At 49.7% G+C, this 22,959-nt stretch carries 21 protein-coding genes; 10 read left to right on the top strand and 11 right to left on the bottom strand.

Annotated features, from left to right (window positions below; translation table 11 throughout):
• From yiaM to yiaK, 3 genes are all read right to left on the bottom strand, one after another.
• Positions 1–474: a 2,3-diketo-L-gulonate TRAP transporter small permease YiaM gene (gene yiaM / locus K0778_RS20470; protein WP_000721664.1), complete on the bottom strand. Its 474-nt coding sequence runs from the start codon at positions 472–474 to the stop codon at positions 1–3.
• Positions 475–591: 117 nt separating this feature from the next.
• The gene (locus K0778_RS20465) at positions 592–1,059 is read right to left on the bottom strand and encodes a YhcH/YjgK/YiaL family protein (RefSeq protein WP_000576079.1); all 468 of its coding nucleotides are present in this window, start codon (positions 1,057–1,059) and stop codon (positions 592–594) included.
• Between the two features lie 11 nt (positions 1,060–1,070).
• On the bottom strand, positions 1,071–2,069 hold the full coding sequence (gene yiaK / locus K0778_RS20460; protein WP_000869037.1) for a 3-dehydro-L-gulonate 2-dehydrogenase: 999 nt from the start codon (positions 2,067–2,069) through the stop codon (positions 1,071–1,073).
• 200 nt (positions 2,070–2,269) lie between these two features.
• Here yiaK and yiaJ point away from each other — a divergent pair, with 200 nt between their 5' ends.
• Together yiaJ and K0778_RS20450 are read left to right on the top strand one after the other, a co-directional pair.
• On the top strand, positions 2,270–3,118 hold the full coding sequence (yiaJ, locus tag K0778_RS20455) for an IclR family transcriptional regulator YiaJ (protein ID WP_000514240.1): 849 nt from the start codon (positions 2,270–2,272) through the stop codon (positions 3,116–3,118).
• Positions 3,119–3,219: 101 nt separating this feature from the next.
• A complete protein-coding gene (locus K0778_RS20450; RefSeq protein ID WP_001300918.1) occupies positions 3,220–3,693 on the top strand; it encodes a 4Fe-4S dicluster domain-containing protein in 474 nt (157 codons plus the stop codon).
• 150 nt (positions 3,694–3,843) lie between these two features.
• On the opposite strand, the gene avtA is transcribed toward K0778_RS20450, so the two are convergent.
• Complete coding sequence (gene avtA / locus K0778_RS20445; protein WP_000144361.1) at positions 3,844–5,097, bottom strand: valine--pyruvate transaminase; 1,254 nt, start codon at positions 5,095–5,097, stop codon at positions 3,844–3,846.
• Positions 5,098–5,274: 177 nt separating this feature from the next.
• Positions 5,275–7,305, bottom strand: a complete 2,031-nt coding sequence (malS, locus tag K0778_RS20440) for an alpha-amylase (protein WP_000761225.1) — start codon at positions 7,303–7,305, stop codon at positions 5,275–5,277.
• A 319-nt stretch (positions 7,306–7,624) separates the two neighbouring features.
• Between malS and K0778_RS20435 the strand changes: the two genes are divergently transcribed.
• Positions 7,625–8,449 (top strand): protein bax, encoded by an 825-nt coding sequence (locus K0778_RS20435; RefSeq protein ID WP_001297957.1) that lies wholly within the window; start codon positions 7,625–7,627, stop codon positions 8,447–8,449.
• Between the two features lie 195 nt (positions 8,450–8,644).
• On the opposite strand, the gene xylR is transcribed toward K0778_RS20435, so the two are convergent.
• From xylR to xylF, 4 genes are all read right to left on the bottom strand, one after another.
• Positions 8,645–9,823 (bottom strand): D-xylose utilization transcriptional activator XylR, encoded by a 1,179-nt coding sequence (gene xylR / locus K0778_RS20430; protein WP_000494484.1) that lies wholly within the window; start codon positions 9,821–9,823, stop codon positions 8,645–8,647.
• Positions 9,824–9,900: 77 nt separating this feature from the next.
• Positions 9,901–11,082, bottom strand: coding sequence for a xylose ABC transporter permease XylH (gene xylH / locus K0778_RS20425; RefSeq protein ID WP_000045978.1), 1,182 nt, complete (start codon positions 11,080–11,082; stop codon positions 9,901–9,903).
• Positions 11,060–12,601 carry a D-xylose ABC transporter ATP-binding protein gene (gene xylG / locus K0778_RS20420; RefSeq protein ID WP_042966097.1) on the bottom strand — a complete coding sequence of 514 codons (1,542 nt, stop codon included), beginning with the start codon at positions 12,599–12,601 and terminating at the stop codon, positions 11,060–11,062. The genes xylH and xylG overlap by 23 nt, the downstream gene beginning before the upstream one ends.
• Before the next feature lie 77 nt (positions 12,602–12,678).
• A complete protein-coding gene (xylF, locus tag K0778_RS20415; protein ID WP_001424388.1) occupies positions 12,679–13,671 on the bottom strand; it encodes a D-xylose ABC transporter substrate-binding protein in 993 nt (330 codons plus the stop codon).
• A gap of 365 nt (positions 13,672–14,036) precedes the next feature.
• Between xylF and xylA the strand changes: the two genes are divergently transcribed.
• The 4 genes from xylA (at position 14,037) to yiaA (ending at position 17,878) form a co-directional block, all read left to right on the top strand.
• Positions 14,037–15,359, top strand: a complete 1,323-nt coding sequence (gene xylA / locus K0778_RS20410; protein WP_001149591.1) for a xylose isomerase — start codon at positions 14,037–14,039, stop codon at positions 15,357–15,359.
• A gap of 71 nt (positions 15,360–15,430) precedes the next feature.
• A complete protein-coding gene (gene xylB, locus K0778_RS20405; RefSeq protein ID WP_000275334.1) occupies positions 15,431–16,885 on the top strand; it encodes a xylulokinase in 1,455 nt (484 codons plus the stop codon).
• A 168-nt stretch (positions 16,886–17,053) separates the two neighbouring features.
• Positions 17,054–17,395, top strand: coding sequence for an inner membrane protein YiaB (yiaB, locus tag K0778_RS20400; RefSeq protein ID WP_001295228.1), 342 nt, complete (start codon positions 17,054–17,056; stop codon positions 17,393–17,395).
• A gap of 45 nt (positions 17,396–17,440) precedes the next feature.
• A complete protein-coding gene (gene yiaA / locus K0778_RS20395) occupies positions 17,441–17,878 on the top strand; it encodes an inner membrane protein YiaA (RefSeq protein WP_001296808.1) in 438 nt (145 codons plus the stop codon).
• A 41-nt stretch (positions 17,879–17,919) separates the two neighbouring features.
• On the opposite strand, the gene wecH is transcribed toward yiaA, so the two are convergent.
• Positions 17,920–18,915 carry an O-acetyltransferase WecH gene (wecH, locus tag K0778_RS20390; RefSeq protein ID WP_063084485.1) on the bottom strand — a complete coding sequence of 332 codons (996 nt, stop codon included), beginning with the start codon at positions 18,913–18,915 and terminating at the stop codon, positions 17,920–17,922.
• A 174-nt stretch (positions 18,916–19,089) separates the two neighbouring features.
• On the opposite strand from wecH, the gene K0778_RS20385 reads away from it, so the two are divergent.
• From K0778_RS20385 to glyS, 3 genes are all read left to right on the top strand, one after another.
• Positions 19,090–19,389, top strand: a complete 300-nt coding sequence (locus K0778_RS20385) for a YsaB family lipoprotein (protein WP_000980107.1) — start codon at positions 19,090–19,092, stop codon at positions 19,387–19,389.
• 94 nt (positions 19,390–19,483) lie between these two features.
• The gene (gene glyQ, locus K0778_RS20380; protein WP_001168544.1) at positions 19,484–20,395 is read left to right on the top strand and encodes a glycine--tRNA ligase subunit alpha; all 912 of its coding nucleotides are present in this window, start codon (positions 19,484–19,486) and stop codon (positions 20,393–20,395) included.
• 9 nt (positions 20,396–20,404) lie between these two features.
• A complete protein-coding gene (gene glyS, locus K0778_RS20375) occupies positions 20,405–22,474 on the top strand; it encodes a glycine--tRNA ligase subunit beta (protein WP_001291772.1) in 2,070 nt (689 codons plus the stop codon).
• A 281-nt stretch (positions 22,475–22,755) separates the two neighbouring features.
• Here the strand turns inward: glyS and K0778_RS20370 are convergent.
• The coding region (locus tag K0778_RS20370) for an IS3 family transposase (RefSeq protein ID WP_077789370.1) at positions 22,756–22,959 on the bottom strand (204 nt) is incomplete at its 5' end.

The raw sequence follows: 22,959 nt of genomic DNA, 5'->3' as shown, positions 1-22,959 counted from the left end.
TTAAGCTCCTTGCGGTGGCGACGTTAGAGAATTGCTACGCGTGATGAGTTGATATAAATGACGCAGTTCAAAGAATGCGATAACGAGGCTGGTGGGCAGACAAGCGGCATACATCAGGCCGATGGGTAAACCGAGGATCGGTGAATAATCGCTCCAGTCCTGAATTGTTTTTAGCGTTGCGCCCCAGGCCAGTGCGCCACAAATAAATAAGATTAAGGAATGGGTAACCAGAGCGACTCGTCGCTGCCATGCGGGGGAGAGTTTCTCCACCAGAAAGGTGACCTGAACGTGGGCGTTATCCATAAAAGCTACAATCGCGCCAATAAACGTTAACCAGACAAATAAATAACGTGACAATTCATCAACAGATAAAATGCTTGTCTGAAAACCATATCTTAAAATAATGTTTATAAATACAATACAGGAAAGTACGGCGAGATTAATCGCCAGTATTGCTTCGAGTATTTTTTTCATAGCTATTCCTTGAGGCTATGTCTGTCATAATTCAAGTCGCATGTGCAGCAACCTGAATTATTAATATAGTTAGAGCAATAACATTACCCAGGCGTTCTGGCGTAGACGATTATTCGATTAATTCAGCGCCGTTAATGCGACTTTAACCACAATTTTTCGTATCTCAGAGGCTGTTTGCATAATACAACCTGGTCGGTGAACATCCTGCGGAAAGAAAATTGCGTAGCTGCCCGGTATCATTTCTATAAATGATTCATGTTCACTGTCGTGATAAAAAATAATATTGCGCTGCTCTAATAGTGATTCGCTGACTTTATTATTTCCCGTATCAATAGCAATGCCGATTTTCTCTTCGCCCCACGCCAGAAACTGAATATCGATATACCGACGATGCACTTCCGGACGGTTTACCACCGCTTCGCGTGTGGTTAAATCGATAATTTGCGTATAAATATTTTTGCCGTCGATTTCGACAACGCCCGGCTCCAGGGCGTTGAAATCGGTAGCGCGCAGAAAATCGAGCGCCTTTTCAATGGCGGCGGGCAAACGGCACGGATTGGGCTGCGCGATATGTCCAAAAATCATGACTTATCTCCTCATAACGCCTGGATTTTGGCCCACACGCTGTCATCAACAGTGATGCCGTTACGGCGGTTTTCGGCCAGCAGGGTAGTAAATTCATGGCCGGGTAAGCGAATGGCCTGATTTTCGTCAGCACGCTCGGCACTAGTAACGTAATCCATGATGCGTTGCAGCTTGGCATCGCGGGTGGGACCGTCGATAAGCTTGTCCACTTCAATGGCAATAAAAATTTGTGAAATGCCGTATTCGTCGCTGTTGTCCTGGGTGACTTCGGCAACGGATGCGCCGTCGGAAAGGAGAGTAGCGATCATATCCAGCACAATCGACATGCCAGAACCTTTCCAGTAGCCCATCGGCAAAATGCGGCGATTCTTCTCGATAACGCCAGGTTCTTTGGTCAAATTGCCCTCATCATCAAAGCCACCATCGACCGGGAGCTGACGACCTGCCAGACGGTTAACTTCTAACATGCCGTAAGAGAACATCGACATCGACATATCGACCATGGTGATCGGCGTGGAAGGAATGGCGACGATCAGCGGGTTAGTGCCGATGCGACACTCTTTTGCGCCCCACGGCGGCATTACGGCGATGGAGTTGGTCCAGCAAATGCCAATATAGCCTTTTTCCGCCGCCTGCCAGCCGTAGCTGCCGCCGCGCATCCAGTGGTTGGCATTACGTAGTGCCACCAGACCAATACCGTGATCGGCAGCCAGTTCAATGGCGCGATCCATCATCTTTTTCGCTGTCAGGTTACCGATCGAACGCTGGGCGTCCCACTGTTCAATTGCGCCGAGGCTGGTTATACGTTTGGGTTGGGCATCAGGAATGATATCGCCGTTTTCCAGTTGTTGAATGAAACGAGGGAAACGATTAACGCCGTGAGAATAAACGCCGGATTCGGTGGTGCGGGCGAACATCTCTGCACAGGCGTCAGCCGTTTCGCTGTCAACGCCGCGTGAAATTAAGACCCGATTAAAGGCTGCTTTTAACTGCTCAAATGTCACTTTCATCCCAGGCTTCCTTGTTTTTTTGATCGCTTTTTTGGCTTAAAATTTCAATATGCGAAACTTGATTTCAAATATATCGATCACTTTTTAACAAAGCAATCTGATTGATGAATTTCAAAAGACATAAAAATCAATTGGTTATAAATTATCTGTCGAGATCGTGAACTACGGCACACTTTGCGCTACCATCAGGACGCGACAAAATGGGGAAAGAAGTGATGGGAAAAAAAGAGAACGAGATGGCGCAGGAAAAAGAGCGTCCAGCCGGAAGCCAGAGTCTGTTTCGCGGGTTGATGCTGATTGAGATTTTGAGCAACTATCCAAACGGTTGTCCGTTGGCGCATCTTTCGGAGCTGGCTGGTTTAAATAAGAGTACCGTCCATCGCTTATTGCAGGGATTACAGTCCTGCGGCTATGTGACCACCGCGCCTGCCGCAGGGAGTTATCGCCTGACCACCAAATTTATTGCCGTCGGGCAGAAGGCGCTGTCTTCGCTGAATATCATTCATATCGCCGCTCCGCATCTTGAGGCACTGAACATCGCCACTGGTGAAACCATTAACTTCTCCAGCCGCGAAGACGATCACGCTATTTTGATTTATAAGCTGGAACCCACAACCGGGATGCTGCGAACCCGTGCCTATATTGGCCAGCATATGCCGCTCTACTGTTCCGCAATGGGCAAGATCTACATGGCGTTTGGTCACCCGGACTACGTGAAGTCATACTGGGAAAGCCATCAGCATGAGATCCAGCCGTTAACCCGCAATACCATTACCGAGCTGCCCGCGATGTTCGACGAACTGGCGCACATTCGTGAAAGCGGAGCGGCGATGGACAGAGAAGAAAACGAACTCGGCGTCTCCTGTATTGCTGTTCCGGTGTTTGATATTCATGGGCGGGTGCCGTACGCCGTGTCGATTTCGCTTTCGACATCACGTCTGAAACAGGTGGGAGAGAAAAATCTCCTGAAACCACTGCGTGAAACCGCGCAGGCTATTTCTAATGAACTGGGATTTACTGTCAGGGATGACCTGGGCGCGATCACATAACGCTTTGGACAAGTGCCAAAACTTTAACATTTCCTTCGTTGGATCAAAGCAGTAGGGACGCGCTCTCTGGCACTCTGCTGTTTTAGTGCAAAGGAGTGATCATGAACCGGTTTATTATTGCGGATGCGACGAAATGTATCGGTTGCCGTACCTGTGAAGTGGCTTGCGCAGTGTCGCATCATGAGAATCAGGATTGCGCTGCGTTGTCACCAGACGAGTTTATTTCCCGTATTCGTGTCATTAAAGACCACTGCTGGACCACGGCAGTAGCCTGTCATCAGTGTGAAGATGCACCGTGCGCGAATGTCTGCCCTGTTGACGCGATAAGCCGCGAACATGGGCATATTTTCGTTGAACAAACACGTTGCATTGGCTGTAAAAGCTGTATGCTGGCTTGCCCGTTTGGTGCGATGGAGGTCGTTTCTTCGCGCAAAAAGGCGAGGGCGATTAAGTGCGATCTGTGCTGGCATCGGGAGACGGGACCGGCCTGTGTTGAAGCCTGCCCGACAAAGGCGTTGCAGTGCATGGATGTCGAGAAAGTGCAGCGGCATCGGCTACGGCAGCAGCCTGTTTGAAACGTTTTCCGGCGTTTCTCAACGCCGGAACAGTGCGCTTTGTTTATGCCAGATGCGGCGTAAACGCCTTATCCGGCCTACAAATTCTTCCAAATTCAATATATTGCAGAAATCATGTAGGCCTGATAAGCGTAGCGCATCAGGCAATTTTTAGTGACTTTCAGCCCAGGCTCTTTCTATCTCTTCCGCCAGAATCTTCACCCCCGCCTCAATTTTCTCCGGCTCTGGTACGTAGTTCATGCGCATACATTGATGCGTATGCGGCCACGGTTTATCCAGCCCTGGGAAGAAGTTGTGCCCCGGCACCATCAGCACGCCGCGTGCTTTCAGGCGCTGATAGAGCTGCTCGGTCGTAATGGGCAAATCCTTAAACCATAGCCAGAGGAAAATGGCTCCTTCCGGTTTATGAATCAGGCAGCGATTTTCCGGTAAATAGCGGCGAATGATGGCGATAGTTTCCTGAACACGCTGGTAGTAAAACGGTTTGATGACTGTTTCAGACAGGCGCAGCAGATCGTTACGCTTAATCATTTCACACATCATCGCCGGACCAATACCGCCAGGTGCCAGGCTGATAATGCCGTTCATATTGGTGATGGCGGTGATGATTTTTTCATTGGCGATGATAATGCCGCAGCGGGAGCCAGGTAGACCCAGCTTGGAAAGACTCATGCACAGCACGATATTCGGATTCCATAGCGGGCGCGCTTCACTGAAGATGATACCCGGGAACGGGACGCCATAAGCGTTATCAATCACCAGCGGAATGCCGTGTTGATTCGCCAGCGCGTCAAGCTTCAGCAACTCTTCGTCAGTAATCACATTGCCTGTTGGATTCGTCGGCCGGGAGACGCAAATCATCCCGGTTTCTTCGCCAATATGCAGATGCTCAAAATCGACGTGGTATTTAAACTGGCCTTCCGGCAGCAGTTCAATATTCGGACGCGCAGAGACAAACAGATCTTCTTCCAGTCCGGCGTCAGCATAGCCAATGTATTCCGGTGCAAGCGGGAACAGCACTTTTTTGACCCGACCATCGGCACGGCGTCCGGCAAACAGGTTAAATAAGTAGAAAAACGCGCTCTGGCTGCCGTTTGTTAGTGCAATATTCTGTGGTTCGATATCCCAACCCAACTTCTCGCGCAGCATTCCGGCAAGCAGTGTGAGTAGCTCCGTTTTCCCCTGTGGACCGTCGTAGTTACACAGTGCATCAGTCGCTTTGCCACTTTCCAGCATGTCGGTCAGTAGCGTCTGGAAGTAGTCCTGCATTTCCGGGATCTGCGCCGGATTACCGCCGCCGAGCATAATCGCGCCAGGCGTGCGTAAACCGTCGTTCAGATCTTCCATCAACAGCGTAATGCCGGAGTGGCGGGTAAATTTGTCACCAAAAAGGGAGAATGTCATAGCGGGATATCTGTCGAACTCTGTAGCAAGGAAGGTAACAATAACGCTACATTTGCTGGGGTGCAAATCGGTCTGTTGAAGAGTGAGCGGTGCTTTATCCTGCAACGCTGATTAGGGCTGACATTTTATCCTGGTTGGCGGCTTCCCGAGGTACTGACGAACGGGAAGCCGGAAAAGTTACTGTTGCCCTGCCCAGACGACCAGCACTTTATCGTCGCCATGCTCACGAACAAAGCCGTAGCCCTGCTTCAGCAAAAGTGTCGTTTGTTTGCCCGCGCCAATTGCGGGATGGCGGGCGCGGAACTGGCTGATTTTCTGCCAGTGCGCGACGCTGGCGGCAGATTTACCGCTAACATCCTGCCAGTTCATATCCGAACGTGTACCTTGCAGCGGATCAGAACCTGTAGGACCGAACGGACGCGAGGATTCATCACCATAAAAGATTTGTACCGCGCCTGGCGCTAATAGTAATAACTCTGCTGCTTTGTCGCCCCCTTCACGGAACAGGCGGGTATCATGCGACGAGAGGTAGCTCAACACGTTGAAACCCTGCAATTTCTCCGCCATTTGCTGCCAGGTCGTATCCATCTGCGCCAGACAGTCGACTGCTTTCGCCGCCTGCTCCTGATAATCGAAATTGATCATCGCATCGAAGCCGTGGCGATAGTAGTCACTTTGCATCACGCCGTGGCCCCAGGCTTCACCGGTCATCCAGAAAGGTTTGTCATCTAATGCTTTGTCGGGGTTAGCTTTTTTCCATTCGCGAAGCGCGGCGCTGGCTTCGGTTTTCAGTTGCTGCCAGGCGGGCAACTCAACATGTTTGGCGGTATCGACCCGAAAACCATCAATCCCATAGTCGCGGACCCACTGACTTAACCAGTGGGTTAAGTAATCGCGCGGCGTATAGCCGTCAATGGCTTTGGCGTGGGTATCCATTTTGTTTTTATAGAACACCGGCAGACCAGAAGCGGTAGTTGATTCGGTTTTGATATCCGGCAAAAAGGCTAGCGACATAGTGAGATCGTCGAATCCAGGATTGTCGTAATCGCCGATATCCGTTCTGATCCAGTTTTTTCCCCACCATTTATCCCAGCCTGTTTTGTCGCTGAAATTAATGTAATCGTTAAAGCTATGCCAGGTTTGCCCGGCGGCAGGTTTCCAGTCGCTCCAGCGTTCACCCAGCGATTTTTTCACTTCGTCACCAGAAAGATATAACGCGCCAAACTGATACTCCTGCATATCCGCCAGCGTGGCATAGCCGGTGTGGTTCATCACGACATCAAAGAGAATACGAATACCGCGCTGATGTGCGCTATCAACCAGCGTCCGTAGATCGGCTTCGTTGCCCATATTGGCATCAAGATTCGTCCAGTCCTGTGTGTAATAACCGTGGTAGGCATAATGCGGGAAATCGCCTTTTGTACCGCCGCCGACCCAGCCGTGAATTTGCTCAAATGGGGCGCTTATCCATAAAGCATTAACGCCCAACTGCTGGAGGTAATCCAGTTTGTTGGTCAGGCCGCGTAAATCGCCGCCGTGAAAAGTGCCAATTTCCGCCATACCGTCTTTATGACGTCCGTAACTCTGGTCATTACTGGGATCGCCGTTTTCGAAACGATCTGTCAGCACAAAGTAAACCGTGGCGTTATGCCAGTCGAAAGGGGCGGATGTGTCAGTTTCTGCCCGTTCCAGCAGGAGTAAACCGTTGCTGGTGGCAGCGGGTTGTAACATTATTTGACCGTTCTTCACTATCGCAATTTGCTGGCTGTAATAATCCCGTACGGCGGCTCCTTCCGGGAAAGTGGCGCTGACATCCACTGTGAGCGGTAATCCATCCCATTTCGGGCATTCACGGACCAGGCTTGCTACCGGTTCGGCGGCGTTCTGGATGGAAATCATCAATGTTGGCGTACCGGAGCGGGTGTCTATTTGCAGCGTATATTCGCCGTCCCTGAACAATCGCCATTGAGGCGGCGTGTTGCTACAAGGTTGCAGGGAAAGCATCTGATTGAGTTTTATCGCATCCGCAGGCTGCCAGCACTGTTGGTCAAAATTTAGCGTTAGTGGACGCGTACCTTTGGGCAACTGCGCGTGGCTGACAAATGTTCCTGTCCCCTGTTCGCTAAAGGCGGGAAACCCCGGAGAAGTCCAGCTGGCGGCAACGGCGAAGCCAGGAAGGAGTGTCAGAAAACAGGCGGCGAGTTTCATGGCGGATGAGTCCTTATTGCTGCGATTTCAGACAGTTTGCCAGCGATAAGCCAAACAAAACTCATCCCTGAGCGGTAAGTCCACAGGATGAGAAGCAAGGGTGAGCGATCTCGCGCAAAAAACGGCTGAATTTTGCGATAACCCCCACATTTTCTGCGATTTAGCGCCAATCTGAATCGTTAACACGTGACATAGTTTCAGATTTGGACTATTCCTTGGGGTGCTCTTGACAGCTATTTTTGATATGATTTGAGATTCAACTCTCAAATTTGTGAAAAATATAAGGTGTTGGAATGATTAAATCCGACCAGGAGACCTGATGATTTTGACTCCCATACGACGATATGGGGCGATGATTCTTATGTTACTCACTCTGGTGTTTTCGAGTGAGGTGTTAGCGAAGACGCACACAACAACAGCGAGTCAAAAGTCCCACTTAACTAAAGCTAGTAATAAACAGGTAAGCAGTAAACAAGAGTATTCTCGCAATAGTGCAAAGAGTAGTTCACTTCCTGATTTGCGAAAATACCCTTCCGGAACACCAAGGAAAAAGGCGTTTCTCCGGACCGTAATGCCTTACATTACCAGCCAAAATGCGGCCATTACTGCGGAACGTAACTGGCTCATTTCAAAACAGTATCAGGGCCAATGGTCACCTGCTGAGCGTGCGCGTCTGAAAGACATCGCCAAACGCTACAAGGTGAAGTGGTCCGGTAATACGCGAAAAATCCCGTGGAATACCTTGCTTGAACGCGTAGACATTATCCCCACCAGTATGGTGGCGACGATGGCTGCAGCAGAAAGCGGTTGGGGAACGTCGAAGCTGGCGCGCAACAACAACAACCTGTTCGGCATGAAATGCATGAAAGGACGTTGTACCAATGCGCCAGGTAAAGTGAAAGGGTACTCACAGTTTAGTTCTGTCAAAGAATCGGTGAGCGCCTATGTCACTAACCTGAATACGCACCCGGCTTACTCTTCGTTCCGTAAATCGCGTGCGCAGCTGCGTAAAGCGGATCAGGAAGTGACTGCCACAGCGATGATTCACAAGCTGAAGGGCTACTCGACCAAAGGGAAGAGTTATAACAACTACCTGTTCGCAATGTACCAGGATAACCAACGGTTAATCGCGGCGCATATGTAATTGCATTTCCTTGAGCCTTATCCGACTTGTCAGTCGGATAAGGCTTTTTACTTTGTCTCAGGCAGTTGAGCTACGAGCCTGAAGCGTTGTTGGTGCGTTTTATCATGCCTGGCGGGTAGGTCGGATAAGGCGTTCACGCCGCATCCGACAACCACGCAGCGTTACCTGATGTGACGCCGACAATTCTCATCATCGCTACAACATGACCTCGCTATTTACATCGCGATACTCTTTTGGCGTCGTGTCATATGCTTTTTTAAAAACAGAGTAGAAATATTGCAGCGATGGATAACCGCACATTTGCGATATCTCATTGATCGACAAGGTGGTTGAAATCAGCAGACTGCGCGCTTTCTCCAGCTTCTCGGCATGAATCATGGCATGGATGGTTTCACCCACCTCTTCTTTAAAACGCTTCTCAAGATTGGAGCGCGAGATCCCGACCGCATCCAGTACCTGATCCACTTTAATCCCTTTACAGGCGTGATTACGAATGTAATGCATGGCCTGAATAACGGCGGGATCGGTCAGCGAGCGATAATCTGTTGAGCGCCGTTCAATGACGCGAACTGGTGGGACCAAAATTCGCTGTAGCGGCATTTCTTCTTTATCTAATAATCGATGCAACAGTTTTGCCGCCTGATAGCCCATTTGCCGCGCGCCCTGAGCGACCGAAGAAAGGGCGACACGCGACAGATAGCGGGTCAGTTCTTCGTTATCGATGCCAATCACGCATAATTTTTCCGGTACGGGAATATGTAGATGTTCACATACTTGCAGAATATGCCGCGCTCGGGCGTCAGTAACGGCAATAATCCCGGTTTGCGGTGGTAGCGTTTGTAGCCAGTCTGCCAGCCGATTTTGCGCGTGTTGCCAGTTCTCTGGCGCGGTTTCTAACCCCTGATAAACCACTCCGCGATACTTTTCTTCGGCGACAAGCTGACGAAATGCATATTCGCGCTCAGTGGCCCAACGTTTGCCGCTTGATTCCGGAAGACCATAAAAAGCAAAGCGGTTAACGCCTTTCTCTTTTAAATGCAAAAATGCGCTTTCAACCAGCGCATAGTTATCGGTGGCAATGTAATGAACGGGTGGGTAACTTTCTGCAAGGTGATACGAGCCGCCAACCCCAACAATGGGGACGTCGACATCAGCCAGCGCTTGCTCGATCTGTTTGTCGTCGAAGTCGGCAATGACGCCATCTCCTAACCAGTCCTTGATTTTATCAATGCGGGCGCGGAAATCTTCTTCAATGAAAATATCCCATTCCGATTGTGACGCCTGTAAATATTCCCCTACGCCTTCTACTACCTGCCGGTCATAGGCTTTATTGGCATTGAACAGTAATGTGATGCGGTGACGTTTAGTAAACATGGTTCTTTTCCTGCTGAATCATGCAAAAACTCAAAACCGGTAATACGTAACCGGCTTTGAGAAAATTTTTATCAAAATCAAGAACGGCGTTTGGTTGCGGAGTCCATCCATACTGCCAGCAACAGAATCGCACCTTTAACGATATACTGCCAGAAGGTCGGTACATCCATCATACTCATGCCGTTATCCAGTGAAGCCATGATAAATGCCCCCATTACTGCTCCGGCAACGCTTCCCACACCGCCAGCCAGGCTGGTGCCGCCAATCACGCATGCTGCAATTGCGTCCAGTTCGGCGATATTTCCCGCAGAAGGTGAACCAGCGCCAAGTCGAGAACTAAGGATTAATCCGGCGATGGCTACCATTAATCCGTTAATCGCGAACACGGCAAGTTTGGTGCGTTCAACGTTAATCCCGGAGAGACGTGCTGCTTCCAGATTGCCGCCGATGGCATAAATGCGTCGTCCAAATGCCGTCCGCGTTGCCATAAACATTCCGCCGAGTAACAGCAACGTCAGCAGCAGAACAGGAGTGGGAACGCCACGGTAATCATTCAACAGCCAGATTGCGCCTAATACGATGATAGCGGTTAAAGCCTGGCGACCGACTACTGCGGTAGAGGCCGGAGACTGTAAACCCAAAGCCTGACGGCGCATTCTTCCGCGCCATTGCCAACCAACAAAAGCCATTAAGCCAAGCGCGCCAATGATGAAGCCGGTACTGGCGGGGAGATAGCTTTGCCCAATTTGTGACATCGCGGCGCTGGTGGGGGATACAGTCGTGCCGTTGGTGATGCCAATGAGTATGCCGCGAAATGCCAACATGCCCGCGAGGGTGACAATAAATGAAGGGACTTTACGGTACGCGACCCACCATCCGTTCCAGGCACCGAGAAGCAGTCCCAGAACCAGCGTCACAATGATGGTAAGTGGCAAAGGCCAGCCTAACCAGACGTCACAAATCGCCGCGACGCCACCTAACAGCCCCATCATTGAGCCGACGGAAAGGTCGATTTCAGCAGAAATTATGACGAACACCATTCCTACCGCGAGGATGCCGGTAATCGCGGTCTGGCGTAACAGGTTGGAGACGTTACGGGCGCTTAAGTAGGCACCATCGGTGGTCCAGGTAAAGAACAGCATGATTGCGATGATAGCTGCAATCATCACGAAGACCTGCAAATTCAGTGATTTCAGCCCGGAGAAGCCACCGGATGTCGGTACGGCCAATTTCACTTCAGACGGATTGCTTTTCGACATGATGTTCGCTCCTCAATGCGGCTTCCATCACCTGCTCCTGAGTCAGGTTATGATTTATCAGGTTGGCTTTTAGTTTCCCTTCATGCATCACCAGTACACGATCGCTAAGGCCGAGCACTTCAGGTAATTCGGAAGAGATGACAATAACGGCAATACTCTGCTGGACGAGTTGGTTAATTAATTTGTAGATCTCGTATTTCGCGCCAATATCGATACCCCTGGTGGGTTCATCAAGAATGAGAATGCGCGGGTTAAGTAACAGACAGCGAGCGAGGATCGCTTTTTGCTGATTGCCGCCGCTCAAACGTCCAATAGCAAGGTCGGGGGACGACGTTTTAACTTTGAGTTGCTGGATTGATTCCAGAATACATTTTTGCTCTGCCGCGTCATCAAGCTGGCTAATGCCACCGGTAAATTTATTGAGTGCGGCGAGGGTAATATTTTTACCAACCGCCATTACCGGAACGATGCCGTCGCGCTTTCTGTCTTCGGGGACCATCGCAATCCCCTGGGCGATGGCTTGCTGACAGTTACGAATATCTACCTGTTTGCCATCAATATAAATTTTTCCTTCCCATTGTCCGGGCCACACACCAAACAGGCACTGAATGGTCTCGGTACGTCCGGCACCAACGAGTCCGGCAATACCCAATATTTCGCCACGTTTCAGGGAAAACGAGACATCATTAACTCGTTTAATATGACGATTAACCGGATGCCATGCCGTCAGATGTTCAATACGTAATATTTCATCTCCGGTGGTATGTGGTTCATTAGGGTAAAGCGCGGTTAACTCTCGCCCGACCATCATGGTGATAATATCGTCTTCACTCATTCCGGCAGCATCACGCGTACCAATGTGCTGTCCGTCGCGAATAACGCAAATCGTATCGGAAATCGCTTTGACTTCGTTGAGTTTGTGCGAAATATAAATACAGGCGATACCGTGCTGTTGTAGATCGCGAATAATATCCAGTAAAACCGACGTTTCCTGCTCAGTTAATGAGGCTGTCGGTTCATCGAGAATTAACAAGCGCACCTGTTTATTAAGTGCCTTGGCAATTTCAACCAGTTGTTGTTGCCCAAGCCCTAAATCGCCAACGCGGGTATCAGGTGAAATGGATAAACTGACCTGTGCGAGCAGCTTCTGACAGCGTAGCGTCATCAGGTCATAATCCATAATGCCATTGTGGGTTATTTCGTTACCCAGGAAGATATTTTCCAGCACGGTCAATTCTTTCACCAGGGCCAATTCCTGATGAATGATGGCGATACCTTTGCGTTCGGTATCGCGGATGTGACTCGCCTGAATCTCTTCTCCCGCAAAAATAATTTCGCCTTCGTAGGAGCCATGGGGATAAATACCACACAGCACTTTCATCAGCGTTGATTTACCAGACCCATTTTCCCCACAAAGTGAGACGATTTCGCCAGCATTCAACCGCAAGCAGACGTTATCAATCGCCTTCACACTGCCGAAGGTTTTGGTAATGTTCTTCATTTCAAGTAGATAAGGCATAACGACTCCACCTAAGCCAATTCATTCACGCGGCATGGAGAGAAATCACGCCCCCGCTCCGCGCTGGGGCGTAACGCTTACAGCTCGCTCTCTTTGTGGAATCCGTCTTTAATTACCGTATCTTTGATGTTGTTTTTATTCACATCGATCGGTGTCAGGAGGCGGGAGGGGACATCTTTCAGGCCATTATTCAGTGTGGTATCTGCTTTTGGTTCCTGACCATTGCCCAACTCAACGGCAATTTCTGCGGCAGTATTTGCCAACAACGTAATAGGTTTATACACCGTCATAGTTTGCGTACCGGCAGCAATACGTTTAATACCTGCGAGATCCGCATCCTGGCCGGAGATTGCTACTTTCCCTGATAAACCTTGCGCGCTTAATGCCTGAATTGCCCCACCTGCGGTGGCATCGTTTGAGGCAACTACAGCATCAATTTTGTTATTATTGGCGGTTAGCGCGTTTTCCATAATTTTCAATGCGTTTTCCGGTAACCAGCCATCAACCCATTGGTCACCAACGACTTTAATTTTTCCGGAATCAACGTAAGGTTTTAACACTTTCATTTGTCCGGCGCGGAACAGCTTGGCGTTGTTATCTACCGGCGAGCCGCCCATCAGGAAGTAATTACCTTGCGGAACAATATCGACCAGGGCTTTTGCCTGCAGTTCACCGACTTTTTCGTTATCGAAAGAAATATAAAAATCGATATCCGCATCGTTAATCATACGGTCGTAAGCTAATACTTTAATGCCTTCTTGTTTGGCTTCTTTTACAACGTTACTTAATACCTGACCGTTATACGGAATAATGACAAGAACATCGACATCCCGGTTTATCATGTTTTCAATCTGCGACATTTGTGTTTCTTCATTGCCATTTGCAGACTGTACAAATACTTTCGCGCCGAGAGATTCTGCCTTTTTCACAAAGATATCTCGATCTTTTTGCCAGCGTTCAAGACGGAGATCATCAATCGCCATACCTATTTTGACTTCTTTGGCGTGTGCAGCAACGTTGGTAAGCAGGAGTGAGGTGCAAAGGGTGAGTAGAATGTTCTTTATTTTCATGGTGTAGGGCCTTCTGTAGTTAGAGGACAGTTTTAATAAGTAACAATCACCGCGATAAACGTAACCAATTTTTAGCAACTAAACAGGGGAAAACAATTACAGATTTTTATCTTTCGATTACGATTTTTGGTTTATTTCTTGATTTATGACCGAGATCTTACTTTTGTTGCGCAATTGTACTTATTGCATTTTTCTCTTCGAGGAATTACCCAGTTTCATCATTCCATTTTATTTTGCGAGCGAGCGCACACTTGTGAATTATCTCAATAGCAGTGTGAAATAACATAATTGAGCAACTGAAAGGGAGTGCCCAATATTACGACATCATCCATCACCCGCGGCATTACCTGATTATGGAGTTCAATATGCAAGCCTATTTTGACCAGCTCGATCGCGTTCGTTATGAAGGCTCAAAATCCTCAAACCCGTTAGCATTCCGTCACTACAATCCCGACGAACTGGTGTTGGGTAAGCGTATGGAAGAGCACTTGCGTTTTGCCGCCTGCTACTGGCACACCTTCTGCTGGAACGGGGCGGATATGTTTGGTGTGGGGGCGTTTAATCGTCCGTGGCAGCAGCCTGGTGAGGCACTGGCGTTGGCGAAGCGTAAAGCAGATGTCGCATTTGAGTTTTTCCACAAGTTACATGTGCCATTTTATTGCTTCCACGATGTGGATGTTTCCCCTGAGGGCGCGTCGTTAAAAGAGTACATCAATAATTTTGCGCAAATGGTTGATGTCCTGGCAGGCAAGCAAGAAGAGAGCGGCGTGAAGCTGCTGTGGGGAACCGCCAACTGCTTTACAAACCCTCGCTACGGCGCGGGTGCGGCGACGAACCCAGATCCTGAAGTCTTCAGCTGGGCGGCAACGCAAGTTGTTACAGCGATGGAAGCAACCCATAAATTGGGCGGTGAAAACTATGTCCTGTGGGGCGGTCGTGAAGGTTACGAAACGCTGTTAAATACCGACTTGCGTCAGGAGCGTGAACAACTGGGCCGCTTTATGCAGATGGTGGTTGAGCATAAACATAAAATCGGTTTCCAGGGCACGTTGCTTATCGAACCGAAACCGCAAGAACCGACCAAACATCAATATGATTACGATGCCGCGACGGTCTATGGCTTCCTGAAACAGTTTGGTCTGGAAAAAGAGATTAAACTGAACATTGAAGCTAACCACGCGACGCTGGCAGGTCACTCTTTCCATCATGAAATAGCCACCGCCATTGCGCTTGGCCTGTTCGGTTCTGTCGACGCCAACCGTGGCGATGCGCAACTGGGCTGGGACACCGACCAGTTCCCGAACAGTGTGGAAGAGAATGCGCTGGTGATGTATGAAATTCTCAAAGCAGGCGGTTTCACCACCGGTGGTCTGAACTTCGATGCCAAAGTACGTCGTCAAAGTACTGATAAATATGATCTGTTTTACGGTCATATCGGCGCGATGGATACGATGGCACTGGCGCTGAAAATTGCAGCGCGCATGATTGAAGATGGCGAGCTGGATAAACGCATCGCGCAGCGTTATTCCGGCTGGAATAGCGAATTGGGCCAGCAAATCCTGAAAGGCCAAATGTCACTGGCAGATTTAGCCAAATATGCTCAGGAACATCATTTGTCTCCGGTGCATCAGAGTGGTCGCCAGGAACAACTGGAAAATCTGGTAAACCATTATCTGTTCGACAAATAACGGCTAACTGTGCAGTCCGTTGGCCCGGTTATCGGTAGCGATACCGGGCATTTTTTTAAGGAACGATCGATATGTATATCGGGATAGATCTTGGCACCTCGGGCGTAAAAGTTATTTTGCTCAACGAGCAGGGTGAGGTGGTTGCTGCGCAAACGGAAAAGCTGACCGTTTCGCGCCCGCATCCACTCTGGTCGGAACAAGACCCGGAACAGTGGTGGCAGGCAACTGATCGCGCAATGAAAGCTCTGGGCGATCAGCATTCTCTGCAGGACGTTAAAGCATTGGGTATTGCCGGCCAGATGCACGGAGCAACCTTGCTGGATGCTCAGCAACGGGTGTTACGCCCTGCCATTTTGTGGAACGACGGGCGCTGTGCGCAAGAGTGCACTTTGCTGGAAGCGCGAGTTCCGCAATCGCGGGTGATTACCGGCAACCTGATGATGCCCGGATTTACTGCGCCTAAATTGCTATGGGTTCAGCGGCATGAGCCGGAGATATTCCGTCAAATCGACAAAGTATTATTACCGAAAGATTACTTGCGTCTGCGTATGACGGGGGAGTTTGCCAGCGATATGTCTGACGCAGCTGGCACCATGTGGCTGGATGTCGCAAAGCGTGACTGGAGTGACGTCATGCTGCAGGCTTGCGACTTATCTCGTGACCAGATGCCCGCATTATACGAAGGCAGCGAAATTACTGGTGCTTTGTTACCTGAAGTTGCGAAAGCGTGGGGTATGGCGACGGTGCCAGTTGTCGCAGGCGGTGGCGACAATGCAGCTGGTGCAGTTGGTGTGGGAATGGTTGATGCTAATCAGGCAATGTTATCGCTGGGGACGTCGGGGGTCTATTTTGCTGTCAGCGAAGGGTTCTTAAGCAAGCCAGAAAGCGCCGTACATAGCTTTTGCCATGCGCTACCGCAACGTTGGCATTTAATGTCTGTGATGCTGAGTGCAGCGTCGTGTCTGGATTGGGCCGCGAAATTAACCGGCCTGAGCAATGTCCCAGCTTTAATCGCTGCAGCTCAACAGGCTGATGAAAGTGCCGAGCCAGTTTGGTTTCTGCCTTATCTTTCCGGCGAGCGTACGCCACACAATAATCCCCAGGCGAAGGGGGTTTTCTTTGGTTTGACTCATCAACATGGCCCCAATGAACTGGCGCGAGCAGTGCTGGAAGGCGTGGGTTATGCGCTGGCAGATGGCATGGATGTCGTGCATGCCTGCGGTATTAAACCGCAAAGTGTTACGTTGATTGGGGGCGGGGCGCGTAGTGAGTACTGGCGTCAGATGCTGGCGGATATCAGCGGTCAGCAGCTCGATTACCGTACGGGGGGGGATGTGGGGCCAGCACTGGGCGCAGCAAGGCTGGCGCAGATCGCGGCGAATCCAGAGAAATCGCTCATTGAATTGTTGCCGCAACTACCGTTAGAACAGTCGCATCTACCAGATGCGCAGCGTTATGCCGCTTATCAGCCACGACGAGAAACGTTCCGTCGCCTCTATCAGCAACTTCTGCCATTAATGGCGTAAACGTTATCCCCTGCCTGACCGGGTGGGGGATAATTCACATCTATATATCTCAGTAATTAATTAATATTTAGTATGAATTTATTCTGAAAATCATTTGTTAATGGCATTTTTCAGTTTTGTCTTTCGTTGGTTACTCGTAATGTATCGCTGGTAGATATGGAGATCGTTATGAAAACCTCAAAGACTGTGGCAAAACTATTATTTGTTGTCGGGGCGCTGGTTTATCTGGTTGGGCTATGGATCTCATGCCCATTGTTAAGTGGAAAAGGCTATTTTCTTGGCGTGTTAATGACAGCAACTTTTGGCAACTATGCATATCTTCGCGCAGAAAAACTCGGGCAACTGGATGATTTTTTTACCCATATCTGCCAGTTAGTTGCGTTAATCACTATCGGTCTCTTGTTTATCGGTGTTTTAAACGCACCTATCAATACTTATGAAATGGTGATCTATCCCATCGCCTTTTTTGTCTGCTTGTTTGGTCAAATGCGTTTGTTTCGCTCGGCATGAGCAACATAAAGCTCTTACATATTCAGGAATGAAAGGAATACTGTGATGGACAACAAAATATCAACCTATTCACCGGCCTTTAGTATTGTGTCATGGATAGCTCTCGTTGGTGGTATCGTTACCTATCTGTTAGGGCTATGGAATGCAGAGATGCAGTTAAATGAAAAAGGATATTATTTTGCCGTACTGGTATTAGGACTGTTTTCTGCGGCGTCTTATCAAAAGACCGTTCGGGACAAGTATGAAGGCATACCGACCACTTCCATTTATTATATGACCTGCCTGACTGTCTTTATTATCTCTGTTGCATTACTGATGGTAGGTCTGTGGAATGCGACATTATTACTCAGCGAAAAAGGTTTTTATGGACTGGCTTTCTTCTTAAGCTTGTTTGGTGCAGTAGCGGTGCAGAAAAATATTCGTGATGCCGGAATAAACCCACCAAAAGAAACACAGGTTACCCAGGAAGAATACAGCGAATAACTCACGTAAGCCCGGTCAGTCCAATGTGACCGGGCTTTTACTTAACTCACTAATCTGTTTCTGTCGATTCGTTGTACCAGCATAGAAAGTAACAAACTCGCTGCCAACGTCGCGCAAAAGATCCAAATAATATCCAGTATTGGCCAATTTTTAAGCTCAATTCCCCGGGTGCGCAGCGCATGGATAATCAAGGCGTGGAATCCGTATATACCCAATGAATGGCGGGAGATTAAGCCAAGTCCGCGAATGGTACGCGTATCCAGCGTGTTTTTAACCAGAGTCAATAGCGCGATTGCGCAGATAAAAACCATCGGCCCACAGTAAAGATACCAGGTATCGGCATAATTTCCGCGCCACTGCAATTCATATAATGTCCCGCGAGAGATAATAAAAACCCCCGTCGCAAACAGCGCGGCGCTCACCCACGACAGTGCTTTATGCTGTGTGTCCATCATCCCTATAGCGCGGCCCAACATGCCATACAGAATGTAGTAAAAAGTATCGCCATTGATATATAAGTTAATTGGCAGCCATTCAAAACCGTCAATTTTCTGCGGCACTGTGTTTGGGTTAGCGATAATGCCAATCACCGCCATTAGCACCAGCAACATTTTTCCGCCGACGTTCTTCACCTGAATCAGCGGTGAAACCAGATAAATCACCGCAATCGCGAAGAAAAACCACAAGTGGTAAAACACTGGCTTTTGCAGCAGGTTTTTCAGCGCTAACTCCATATTGATGGAGGTAAACAGCGCAATGTAGAGCAGTGCGATTGCGCTATAAAAAATCAGACATAAGCCGATACGCAAGAAATGGCGCGGCTGGGCGCTGCGTTCGCCAAAAAAGAGATAGCCGGAAATCATGAAAAATAGCGGCACGCTGACACGAGAGGCAGAATTCAGAACATTGGCGATATCCCATGTGACGGGGCTAACACTATGAGCATTGGTCACATACCAGGTAGTGGTGTGAATCATCACCACCATTAAACACGCTATCCCTCGCAGGTTATCAATCCAGTAAATTTTGGGCTGCATCTGTGTCTCTGTATCTGGTTAAAAAAAGTCTGACCGATAAATCATTTGGTTGGCGCACTGGAATAATCTGAGTTTTATCACTACAGCTTATAGAGGCTTAAGGAAATTCGTAAGATATCAGCCACTATACCGATATAAATAATAAGACTCACCTGCAAACCAGACGGTAATTTAATGATGATGAACGCTTTCTTTCCGGCAATGGCGCTTATGGTGCTAGTGGGTTGTTCTATACCGTCACCCGTGCAGAAAGCACAACGGGTAAAGGTTGATCCTCTGCGTTCGTTGAATATGGAAGCGTTATGCAAGGATCAGGCGGCAAAACGTTATAACACCGGCGAGCAAAAAATCGACGTCACCGCCTTCGAACAGTTCCAGGGAAGCTATGAAATGCGCGGTTATACCTTCCGTAAAGAGCAGTTTGTCTGTTCTTTTGACGCGGATGGCCATTTTTTGCATCTTTCCATGCGTTAAGCCCTGCTTTTTCCCGTTTCGTACTGTATATCTTCCATCCAGCGGGTATACTGATCCCTTCCTTTAAATCCACACGTATCCAGCACGAAATAATATGCAAAAGTTTGATACCAGGACCTTCCAGGGCTTGATCCTGACCTTACAGGATTACTGGGCTCGCCAGGGCTGCACCATTGTTCAACCATTGGACATGGAAGTCGGCGCGGGAACCTCTCACCCAATGACCTGTCTGCGCGCGCTGGGGCCAGAACCGATGGCGGCTGCTTATGTTCAGCCTTCTCGTCGCCCGACCGATGGTCGCTACGGCGAAAACCCCAACCGTTTACAGCACTACTATCAGTTCCAGGTGGTCATTAAGCCATCGCCGGACAATATTCAGGAGCTGTACCTCGGTTCTCTGAAAGAGCTGGGCATGGACCCGACTATTCACGACATCCGTTTCGTGGAAGATAACTGGGAAAACCCGACGCTGGGTGCCTGGGGACTGGGCTGGGAAGTGTGGCTGAACGGCATGGAAGTGACGCAGTTCACTTACTTCCAGCAGGTTGGTGGTCTGGAGTGTAAACCGGTTACCGGCGAGATCACCTACGGTCTGGAACGTCTGGCCATGTACATTCAGGGCGTAGACAGCGTTTACGACCTGGTCTGGAGCGACGGCCCGCTGGGTAAAACCACCTACGGCGACGTGTTCCATCAGAACGAAGTGGAGCAGTCCACTTACAACTTCGAATACGCGGATGTGGACTTCCTGTTCACCTGCTTCGAGCAGTACGAGAAAGAAGCGCAGCAGCTGCTGGCGCTGGAAAATCCGCTGCCGCTGCCAGCCTACGAGCGTATTCTGAAAGCCGCCCACAGCTTCAACCTGCTGGATGCGCGTAAAGCCATCTCCGTCACCGAGCGTCAGCGCTACATTCTGCGCATTCGCACCCTGACCAAAGCAGTGGCAGAAGCATACTACGCTTCCCGTGAAGCCCTCGGCTTCCCGATGTGCAACAAAGATAAGTAAGAGGCGGCTATGTCTGAGAAAACTTTTCTGGTGGAAATCGGCACTGAAGAGCTGCCACCAAAAGCACTGCGCAGCCTGGCTGAGTCCTTTGCTGCGAACTTTACTGCGGAGCTGGATAACGCTGGCCTCGCACACGGCACCGTTCAATGGTTTGCTGCTCCGCGTCGTCTGGCGCTGAAAGTAGCTAACCTGGCGGAAGCGCAACCGGATCGTGAAATCGAAAAACGCGGCCCGGCGATTGCCCAGGCGTTCGACGCTGAAGGCAAACCGAGCAAAGCGGCAGAAGGTTGGGCGCGTGGTTGCGGTATTACCGTTGACCAGGCTGAGCGTCTGACTACCGATAAAGGCGAATGGCTGCTGTATCGCGCCCATGTGAAGGGCGAAAGCACCGAAGCACTGCTGCCGAATATGGTTGCGACTTCTCTGGCGAAACTGCCGATCCCGAAACTGATGCGTTGGGGCGCAAGCGACGTGCACTTCGTGCGTCCGGTGCACACCGTGACCCTGCTGCTGGGCGACAAAGTCATTCCGGCAACCATTCTGGGCATTCAGTCCGATCGCGTGATTCGCGGCCACCGCTTTATGGGCGAGCCGGAATTCACCATCGATAACGCCGATCAGTATCCGGAAATTCTGCGTGAGCGTGGGAAAGTCATCGCCGATTACGAAGAACGTAAGGCGAAGATTAAAGCCGATGCCGAAGAAGCAGCGCGTAAGATTGGCGGTAACGCTGACTTAAGCGAAAGCCTGCTGGAAGAAGTGGCTTCGCTGGTGGAGTGGCCGGTCGTTCTGACCGCAAAATTCGAAGAGAAATTCCTCGCGGTGCCGGCTGAAGCGCTGGTTTACACCATGAAAGGTGACCAGAAATACTTCCCGGTGTATGCGAACGACGGCAAACTGCTGCCGAACTTTATCTTCGTTGCCAACATCGAATCGAAAGATCCGCAGCAGATTATCTCCGGTAACGAGAAAGTCGTTCGTCCGCGTCTGGCGGATGCCGAGTTCTTCTTCAACACCGACCGTAAAAAACGTCTTGAAGATAACCTGCCGCGCCTGCAAACCGTGTTGTTCCAGCAACAGTTGGGGACGCTGCGCGACAAAACTGACCGCATCCAGGCGCTGGCTGGCTGGATTGCTGAACAGATTGGCGCTGACGTTAACCACGCTACCCGTGCGGGTCTGCTGTCTAAGTGCGACCTGATGACCAACATGGTCTTCGAGTTCACCGACACCCAGGGCGTTATGGGGATGCACTATGCGCGTCACGATGGCGAAGCGGAAGATGTCGCGGTGGCGCTGAATGAGCAGTATCAGCCGCGTTTTGCTGGTGATGACCTGCCGTCCAACCCAGTAGCTTGTGCGCTGGCGATTGCTGACAAGATGGATACCCTGGCGGGTATCTTCGGTATCGGTCAGCATCCGAAAGGCGACAAAGACCCGTTTGCGCTGCGTCGTGCCGCGCTTGGCGTGCTGCGTATTATCGTTGAGAAGAACCTCAACCTTGATCTGCAAACGCTGACCGAAGAAGCGGTGCGTCTGTATGGCGATAAGCTGACTAATGCCAACGTAGTTGATGATGTTATCGACTTTATGCTCGGTCGCTTCCGCGCCTGGTATCAGGACGAAGGTTATACCGTTGATACCATCCAGGCGGTACTGGCGCGTCGTCCGACTCGTCCGGCTGATTTCGATGCCCGTATGAAAGCGGTATCGCATTTCCGTACCCTGGATGCAGCTGCTGCACTGGCGGCGGCGAACAAACGTGTATCTAACATTCTGGCGAAATCTGACGAAGTGCTGAGCGACCGCGTGAATGCCTCTACCCTGAAAGAGCCGGAAGAAATTAAACTGGCGATGCAGGTTGTGGTGCTACGTGACAAGCTGGAGCCGTACTTTACGGAAGGTCGTTACCAGGATGCGCTGGTCGAACTGGCTGAGCTGCGTGAACCGGTTGATGCTTTCTTCGATAAAGTGATGGTCATGGTTGATGACAAAGAATTGCGTATCAACCGTCTGACCATGCTGGAGAAACTGCGCGAACTGTTCCTGCGCGTTGCGGATATTTCGCTGTTGCAGTAATAACGCCGTTATTAAAAAGCCTGCCATCTGGCAGGCTTTTTTTATTATCGCTAAATAATACAGCAACCTTTAATAATCTTCTGCTGAATAAAGATTATCTCATATATTAATTTTATGAGATTTTTTTAGGATTATATCAAGGAGAAGAAACAAACTTATTAAGCTAGAATAGCCACGGGTGCTTGAGACTGTTTGTCTCAGGTATTCACCGAAAGGCAGACAGAGAAAAGCCCCACCTGACTATAAATCAAAGTTTGTACTGACCCCAAAAAGTTGGACAGTTAAACACGAGGCATATAGGTCTGATTCCGATATTCAATTGGAGTCAGACCTTTTAATTTCAGGCTAATTCTTCTGCTGTTGTAGTATTCAATATATTCCGTAACAGCATCCTTCAGTTCGCTTATATTACTGAACTCATCAAGATAAAAACACTCCGACTTTAAGGTTCCAAAGAAACACTCCACCACAGCATTATCCAGACA

Source organism: Escherichia sp. XD33 (assembly GCF_019375075.1).
Classification (GTDB): domain Bacteria; phylum Pseudomonadota; class Gammaproteobacteria; order Enterobacterales; family Enterobacteriaceae; genus Enterobacter; species Enterobacter flexneri_A.
The sequence above is the reverse complement of the archived record's forward strand: the minus strand, read 5'-3'. Positions and strand labels throughout refer to the sequence as shown.